At 42.4% G+C, this 8,056-nt stretch carries 5 protein-coding genes; 4 read left to right on the top strand and 1 reads right to left on the bottom strand.

Translation table 11 applies throughout. The features are described 5' to 3' along the window. Nucleotides 1-174 precede the first annotated feature (174 nt). Genes E1160_RS01610 through E1160_RS01625 form a run of 4 tightly spaced genes read left to right on the top strand, consistent with a single transcriptional unit; the run spans nucleotide 175 to nucleotide 5,840 of the window. Nucleotides 175-1,038, top strand: a complete 864-nt coding sequence (locus E1160_RS01610) for a fatty acid desaturase (RefSeq protein WP_155153242.1) — start codon at nucleotides 175-177, stop codon at nucleotides 1,036-1,038. A 14-nt stretch (nucleotides 1,039-1,052) separates the two neighbouring features. Then, nucleotides 1,053-1,853: a phosphate/phosphite/phosphonate ABC transporter substrate-binding protein gene (locus tag E1160_RS01615; RefSeq protein WP_155153243.1), complete on the top strand. Its 801-nt coding sequence runs from the start codon at nucleotides 1,053-1,055 to the stop codon at nucleotides 1,851-1,853. Further along, nucleotides 1,854-3,404, top strand: coding sequence for a trimethylamine methyltransferase family protein (locus E1160_RS01620; RefSeq protein WP_155153244.1), 1,551 nt, complete (start codon nucleotides 1,854-1,856; stop codon nucleotides 3,402-3,404). It abuts the gene before it with no gap. 15 nt (nucleotides 3,405-3,419) lie between these two features. Next, nucleotides 3,420-5,840: a GcvT family protein gene (locus E1160_RS01625; RefSeq protein WP_155153245.1), complete on the top strand. Its 2,421-nt coding sequence runs from the start codon at nucleotides 3,420-3,422 to the stop codon at nucleotides 5,838-5,840. A gap of 71 nt (nucleotides 5,841-5,911) precedes the next feature. On the opposite strand, the gene E1160_RS01630 is transcribed toward E1160_RS01625, so the two are convergent. Beyond that, the gene (locus E1160_RS01630; RefSeq protein WP_155153246.1) at nucleotides 5,912-7,996 is read right to left on the bottom strand and encodes a methyl-accepting chemotaxis protein; all 2,085 of its coding nucleotides are present in this window, start codon (nucleotides 7,994-7,996) and stop codon (nucleotides 5,912-5,914) included. Nucleotides 7,997-8,056 lie beyond the last annotated feature (60 nt).

Genomic DNA, 8,056 nt, shown 5'->3' on the forward strand with positions numbered 1-8,056 from the left:
TGTATGATTGTCTACAAAAACCTTTTGTCATAACACTGTAACACAAAGTTAAGGCCTATTCTGAGCCTTAAAGAAAGATTTTCTATCCGCCTTAACAAAAAGGCATGCCTTATTCAGGTTTCAAATATTCTAACACTGGGGGTTATAACAGTGCTATTGAAAGAGTTTGCAGAAATGCGAACGCTCCTATTGCTGGGCGTTTGTTATGCGACAGTCGCATATTTGGTAATCAATCCGTCAACTTATCCTTTATGGATTTGCATGTTGATCTTGATTCCCTTCATTACTTTGCATTCATCCTTACAACATGAATTTCTACATGGTCATCCTTTTAAATCACAGTTATTGAATGACTTATTGGTTGTTATTTCACTTGGTGTTTTCATTCCTTATTTCCGTTTTAAGGAAACCCATTTGAAACATCATGATAACAGTATTGTTTCCGACCCAATTGAAGATCCTGAAAGTTGGTATCTGTTAGAAGAAGATTGGAATAAAATCAGTAAGTTCCAACAAGATCTTCTTACCTTAAACAATACCTTATTTGGACGTATCTTATTTGGACCGGCCTTAAGTTTAACCAAGTTTACCCTATGTGAACTTATTCATGGTGATCATCGTATTCGTCTCACATGGCTTATCCATACCCTTCTTATGATCGGCTATTTATTGGTATTATCTGTATACGCATCCATGCCGATTTGGGCCTATCTGATTTGTTGTTATTTTGGCTTATCTTTACTTGGAATTCGTACTTTCCTTGAACATCAGGCGCATGAAAATATCACAGCACGCACAGTAATCATTGAACGCAAAGGTTTCTTTAGTTTCTTATTCTTAAACAATAACTTCCACTCTGTTCATCACGGATATCCTAATGTTGCCTGGTACCGAATCCCTGCTCTCTTTGAAAGAAACCGTGATCGTTTCCTTGGCAAAAACAATAGCTATTATTTCAAAAGCTATAGTGAGATTTTCGTAAAATACTTCTTTAAAGCGAAAGAGCCTGTTATTTATCCTATTAAGCGAAAATTATAAGAGAAAGTATCTACATGACATCTCTTGCAATTCTGCCAATGTATGACTGGCCCGAAATCCGGTCATATACAGACAGATATTATATGAACTTAAAAGAGGCCATATCTAACGCAGGTTTTGCGGCACCTGATACTCTTTTGCATGATCAGGATGATTTAAAAACTATTTGGCGATCGCCTGATCTTATAATCGCACAAACTTGCGGCCTTCCTTTTATGCGTTTTTTACAAGGTGATGTCGCACATCTTGGATCGCCAATTTATAATAACAACTGTACCGCTGGCTTCTACAACAGTGTTATTATTGCCCGTGATACCTATGAGCTAGGTGAATTACACCAAATGAAATTTGGATGTAACGGATTTGATTCTCAATCCGGTTATGCCTGTATGCAAAATCATTTTATCGAAAAGGGATATAGTTATCTCCCCTCAGAAGACATCATAGTCACAGGAAGTCACCGTAATTCGATTAACGCGGTTTATGCTGGCGAAATTGATTACGCCGTGATCGATAATGTGTCTTGGAAATTAGCTCTCAATCACGAAACAGCTACCAGCAAAGTCAAAGTTATTGGACATACTCAAGAACGTGCCTCTTTACCTTATATTTCTTCCTTAAAAAATAAGGAGCGATTAGATGCATTGGTTGGCGCTATTCAGCTCAGCATCCAGACTTTGGATCAAGACATCAAGGACAATCTATTTATCGAAGGCTTTCTTGCAAATACTGAAGATCATTATCAGATCATCAAAAACAATTATCAGGATATAATAGAAGCCTTGAATATAAACAAATCGGATGGAGAAAAATAAATGGCCGAAAAATCCAGACGAACAGGGCGAAAAAGACAAATAGGATCAAACCGCGTTTCTAAAAAAACCAATCAACTTCCATGGAAGCAAATTAGAAATCCATACCCACCGATGCAGGTGATTTCCGAAGATCATATAGCGTCGATCCATAACGCGGCTCTGGAAATTCTGGAAAATGTCGGCATTGATATTCTACATGACGGAGCCAAGGCTATCCTAAAAAAGGCTGGCGCGCATGTCACTGACGGAAATGATAGAGTAAAAATTGATCGCGAAATAATAGAAAAAGCGATAAAAACCACACCAGCAGAATATACTCTACACGCAAGAAATCCTGTACATAATTTAGAGGTTACAAATGGGTCTATTGCCATTGGCTCTGTCGCCTCCGCCCCAAATGCCAATGATCTTGAAAAAGGGCGCCGCCCGGGTAATTACGAAGATTATCAAAATTTTTTAAAACTATGCCAATCTCTTAATATTATTCAATTCATTGCCGGATATCCTGTTGAACCCGTGGATTTACCCTCCCGCACACGCCATCTAAACTGCATCGCCGATATGGCAATATTCACCGATAAATTTTATCACGCCTATTCCTTGGGGCAGGAACGTATCACCGATGCCTTGGAGATCAGCCGTCTCGCACATGGTTGCGAAACTTGGGATGAGTTTGATCAAAAAATCCGCTTATTCACCATCATAAACACCTCTTCGCCCCTTCGTATCGATGGTGTCATGATTGATGGTGCATTTGAAATGGCAAGGCATAATCAATTATGCATTATCACACCCTTCACTCTATCTGGCGCTATGGCACCGGTAACAATCGCAGGTGCGCTTGCCCAACAACACGCCGAAGCTTTGGCTGGTATTAGCCTTTTACAGTTATTTAATCCCGGCACGCCTGTTGCCTATGGTGGTTTCACCTCAAATGTAGATATGAAATCTGGGGCACCAGCCTTTGGCACACCGGAAAATACCCAAGCTGCCATGATCGGTGGGCAGTTAGCTCGTTATATCAACATCCCTTACAGATCCTCAAATGCAAATGCGTCCAATGCTGTTGATGCACAATCAACTTACGAAAGCCAGATGTCGATCTGGGGCGCCATGATGGGGCATGCAAATTTTATTATGCATGGATGTGGCTGGATTGAGGGAGGCTTATCAGCCTCATTTGAAAAAGTGATTTTGGACGCTGAGATGATGCAAATGATGTCAAAGTTCATGCAACCACCTGAAATCACATCGGACAGTCTTGCCATTGAAGCCATAAAAGATGTTGGACCAGGTGGTCATTTTTTCGGCACACAACATACAATTGATCGATATGAAACGGCCTTTTATTCACCTATGCTTTCCGATTGGAATAATTTCGAAACATGGACTGAAAATGGCGGCAAGACCGCCACGGAACGCGCCCATCTTATCTATAAACAACTTCTTACTGAATATACTGCGCCAGCTCTTGAACAAAGCCAGCATGACGCAATCAATGAATTTGTCGCCCGTCGAATTTCCGAAGGCGGCGTAACAGGCGATTTTTAAAAGGGAAAATTAAGAATGAAATCTCATACCAAAGTAGCCGTGATCGGTGGCGGCGTTGTCGGTTGCTCCGTCCTTTACCATCTCACCAAATTAGGTTGGACAGATATCATGTTGATTGAAAGGTCTGAATTAACTTCAGGCTCCACATGGCATGCGGCAGGTGGTTTCCATACGTTAAATGCCGATACAAATATGGCTGCGTTGCAGGGTTATACCATTCGCCTTTATAAAGAACTGGAAGAAATTACCGGATTAAGTTGCGGCCTTCACCATGTGGGTGGGGTCACTTTGGCAACCACTCCAGAACGGATGGACTATCTAAAAGCAGAACGCGCCAAACATCGTTATATGGGTTTGGATACAGAAATCGTTGGCCCCGAAGAGATCAAAAAGCTTTCCCCTATTACAAATGAAGAAGGTGTAATCGGGGCATTATATGATCCACTTGATGGTCATTTAGATCCATCTGGTACAACGCATGCTTATGCAAAAGCAGCTCGCATGGCGGGTGCAGAAATTGTGCTGCGTAATCCAGTTAAGGAACTTAATCAACGTCCAGATAACTCTTGGGAAGTGGTAACCGAACAAGGCACTGTTATAGCTGAGCATATCGTCAATGCAGGTGGATTATGGGCCCGTGAAGTCGGCTATATGGCGGGTGTTTACTTACCCCTACATCCAATGGAGCATCAATATCTAATCACCGAAGAAACACCAGAAGTTGCCGATCTGGGCTATGAGTTACCCCATGTTATGGATCCAGAAGGCGAAAGCTATCTGCGTCAGGAAGGCAAAGGCATTTGTATCGGTTTTTATGAGCAAGATTGTGATCCATGGGCCGAACGTGGCACCCCATGGGATTTTGGACATGAGTTATTAAATGATAACTTGGACCGTATCGGCGATGCGTTAGAATTCGCCTTTAAGCGTTTCCCTGTTTTAGAACGCGCAGGAATTAAAAAGGTGATCAATGGCCCCTTCACTTTTGCACCCGATGGCAATCCACTCGTCGGTCCTGTCCCGGGACTTAAAAACTATTGGTCTGCATGTGGCGTTATGGCTGGTTTCTCTCAAGGTGGTGGTGTTGGTCTGACATTGGCAGAATGGATGGTTTCAGGCGAACCACAACGTGATGTTTTCGCGATGGATGTGGCCCGTTTCGGAGATTGGATCACCCCGGGTTACACACGTGCCAAAGTAAAAGAAAATTACCAACGTCGTTTCTCTGTTTCCTATCCAAATGAAGAACTTCCAGCAGCACGTCCCCAACAAACAACGCCTGCCTATGGTATCTGGAAAGAACAACGCGCTGTATTTGGAGCCCAATATGGCATGGAAGTTGTTAATTATTTTGCACCAGATAATGAACCACTAGAAGAAACACCAACTTTCCGCCGAAGCAATGCCTTTGCAGCGGCAGCAGCGGAATGTAAGGCAGTTCGAGAAGCTGTAGGCATTAACGAAATTCATAACTTCGGCAAATATACAGTTAAAGGCAAAGGTGCCCGCAACTGGCTTGATTGGATTATGGCGGGGCGCATTCCTAAACCCGGTCGCCTATCCCTCACCCCAATGCTCAGCCCTGCAGGTAAGATCATCGGCGATTTAACTGTTTCCTGCCTGACTGAAGAAGAATATATGGTAACGGGCTCTTTCGGGATGCAAGCCTATACTATGCGTTGGTTTGAACAACATCTACCAGAAGATGGATCAGTTACTGTAGAGAATATCTCAACGCGCCGTATCGGTTTTCAAATTGCAGGTCCAAAATCAAGAGAGCTTCTTTCCCGTGTCGCTTTTGAAGATGTATCTGCCGACGCGTTTAAGTTTCTTGATGTGAAACAAATGGATGTTGGCACCTGTCACGCCATTATCCAACGCGTCACATATACAGGGGATTTAGGATATGAAATCTATGTACCCGCCGAAGAACAAATCACGCTATATCATATCTTGGCAAAAGCAGGACAAGATTTAGGCCTGAAACCGTTTGGTATGCGTGCAATGATGAGTCTGCGTTTGGAAAAAAGTTTTGGCTCTTGGGGGCGCGAATTCCGCCCAGATTACATGCCAGCAGAAACAGGCATGGATCGCTTTACACTTTATAAAAAAGAAGCAGATTTTATTGGTAAAGCAGCTGCTTTAAAGGAAAAGCAAGACGGACCAAAGCGAAAACTATGCTCATTCATTGTTGATAGCGATGATGCAGATGTGTGGGCGGATGAACCTATTTGGCATAGCGGCGAAGTTGTTGGTTTCGTCACATCTGGCGGCTACGCCCATTATAGTCAAAAATCAGTTGCTTATGGGTTTGTACCCACAGAAATTGCCAATGATGGGTTAGAAGTTGAAATTGAAATTTTGGGGCAGAAACGCAAAGCAACATTATTTACGCAAACCTTGTTTGATCCCAATAATGAACGCCTTACAAACTAAGATTCGGGTTAAAAAAATAAAAAGGCTGGAATGAAATATTCCAGCCTTTTCTTTTTGAAGTAAGGATCAACTTATCCTTCGCGAATTTGTTGAAGGAAGTTTCTCATTTGTGAATCCAAATGATCAGATTGCTCTTTCAATTCTGTGGAGGCTTGGTTTACCTGATTAGCAGCTGCACCTGTGTTTTCAGCAGTATTACGCATACCTTCCACATTTGCAGATACTTCTGCTGTGCCTGATGCGGCCTGCTGTACACTATGTGAAATCTCACGCGTTGCCGCTTCTTGCTCCTCAACGGCAGCAGCAATTGTTGTTGCCACATCATGGATATTGTTAATGGTTTCGCCAATACCACCGATTGCTTTCACAGTGTTTTTGGTTTCCCCTTGAATAGCCGTAATTTGCTGAACGATTTCCTCTGTGGCATTTGCAGTTTGTTTTGCAAGAGATTTCACCTCATTCGCCACAACTGCAAAGCCTTTACCAGCATCGCCAGCACGAGCAGCCTCAATTGTTGCATTCAAGGCCAGAAGATTTGTTTGATCTGCAATATCATTAATCAAACCAACGACTTCACCAATACGATCTGCAGCTTCGGCCAGTACTTTCACCATATCATTAGTTTTATCAACTTCTTCAACGGCACTACTTGCGACCGTCGCAGAACGTGCGACTTGTTGAGAAATTTCATTAATAGATGCAGATAGTTCTTCCGTAGAAGCCGCTACGGTTTGTACGTTTACAGATGCTTCTTCCGCCGCACTTGCAACAGCAACTGTCTGATCCTGTGATGTTTTAACCGCAGAGTCCATATCATTCGCAGCACCAGAAAGATGATTAGATGACGTGGTTACAGCTTGAACAATTTGTCCAACAGAAGATTCAAAATCATCCGCCATACTTAACTGCGCTTGGCGACGTTCAGCCTCAGTACGTTTTTCCGCTTCAACCCGCTCTGCCTCAAGATCACGCATACGCTTGGCATTTTCTTTAAATTGCTCAAGTGCATTACTCACTTGGCCAATTTCATCCTGACGATCAGCCCCGGTGATTTCAACGTCATAATTCCCTTCTTCAAGAGCAGTAATGACATTCACTGTTGACGTCATAGGGCGCTTAATTACCACGTTACCAATAATCATTAAAATAATTGAAACGACTATTACAAGAACAATTCCTCCAATAATCATAACGTTCCGTTGTTGATCCGCTGCTTCTGTTACTTTGGATGCAGGGACATTGACGACCACAGACCATGGCGCATCAGTACGGGAGATATTTACAGGAATAAATAAGTGATAGAAGTCACCATCTGCAACGACTAGCTTCTCACCTTTTTGAATAGATGGCAGGGCATCCTTATAGATGTCATCGACCTCTTCTACGGATTTACCAAATAATTCAGGATCATGATTAGCGACCCATAACCCTTTATTGGAAATCAAATCAACACTACCACCTTCAAATGGCTCAAGTTTACCTATACGCTCTGACATAGCGTTAACAGTCATATCGACACCGGCAACACCTATTGATTTTCCATTCTCATCCAAAATTGGAACTGTAAAAGATGGCAATAATACATCCACGCCTTCGATATCATAAAGAACCGGATCAACTACGATAGGTTTCTGTGTGTTATAAGGTTGATTAAAATATGTATTACCCGGATCGCTCGTGTCCAAAATTCCGTCAAGACCTGTCAAAAGATAAGGAACGATTCCGTTACCAAAATTGTAATAATATCCCGCATAACGGCCTTGGGCGTCATTTTGACCGCCTACCCCAACATATTCTGCATCTTTGCCATCCAATGAATCATTCAAAAAGCCAGCCCAAGCCCCAGCAAGATAGGGAAATTCTATCATAGTTTGATTTAAAACATTGTTATATGCTTCGCGACCTTCTGGTTTAGATGACCTAATACCTCGAAAAGTACTAGCAACGGAACTGGCTGCTAACATCGCACGATCAAGATCGCGTGCGATCTGCTCCGCATGATATTGACCTACAGCTTCTGCCTCAGACAAAGTAAGTTCCGAAATCGTTGTGGTACTGGATTGTGTTTGAAGACCTATTCCGATGATCAAACATGTTGAAACAAGTAAAGCACTAAAAAGAGTTAATTTAGCACTAAGAGAGAGTCGATTAAGCATTCTTCATCCCCTAATTTTTTCTTAAAGTCTTCGAGAAAAGACTGGCCTAAAAACGGATTA

It is taken from the genome of Curvivirga aplysinae (assembly GCF_009711445.1).
Taxonomy (GTDB): domain Bacteria; phylum Pseudomonadota; class Alphaproteobacteria; order UBA8366; family Aestuariispiraceae; genus Curvivirga; species Curvivirga aplysinae.

Excerpts from the sequence above, each read along its gene's own strand:
- E1160_RS01610 (WP_155153242.1), top strand. The coding sequence starts at position 175 with ATGCGAACGCTCCTATTGCTGGGCGTTTGTTATGCGACAGTCGCATAT.
- E1160_RS01615 (WP_155153243.1), top strand. The coding sequence starts at position 1,053 with ATGACATCTCTTGCAATTCTGCCAATGTATGACTGGCCCGAAATCCGG.
- E1160_RS01620 (WP_155153244.1), top strand. The coding sequence starts at position 1,854 with ATGGCCGAAAAATCCAGACGAACAGGGCGAAAAAGACAAATAGGATCA.
- E1160_RS01625 (WP_155153245.1), top strand. The coding sequence starts at position 3,420 with ATGAAATCTCATACCAAAGTAGCCGTGATCGGTGGCGGCGTTGTCGGT.
- E1160_RS01630 (WP_155153246.1), bottom strand. The coding sequence starts at position 7,996 with ATGCTTAATCGACTCTCTCTTAGTGCTAAATTAACTCTTTTTAGTGCT.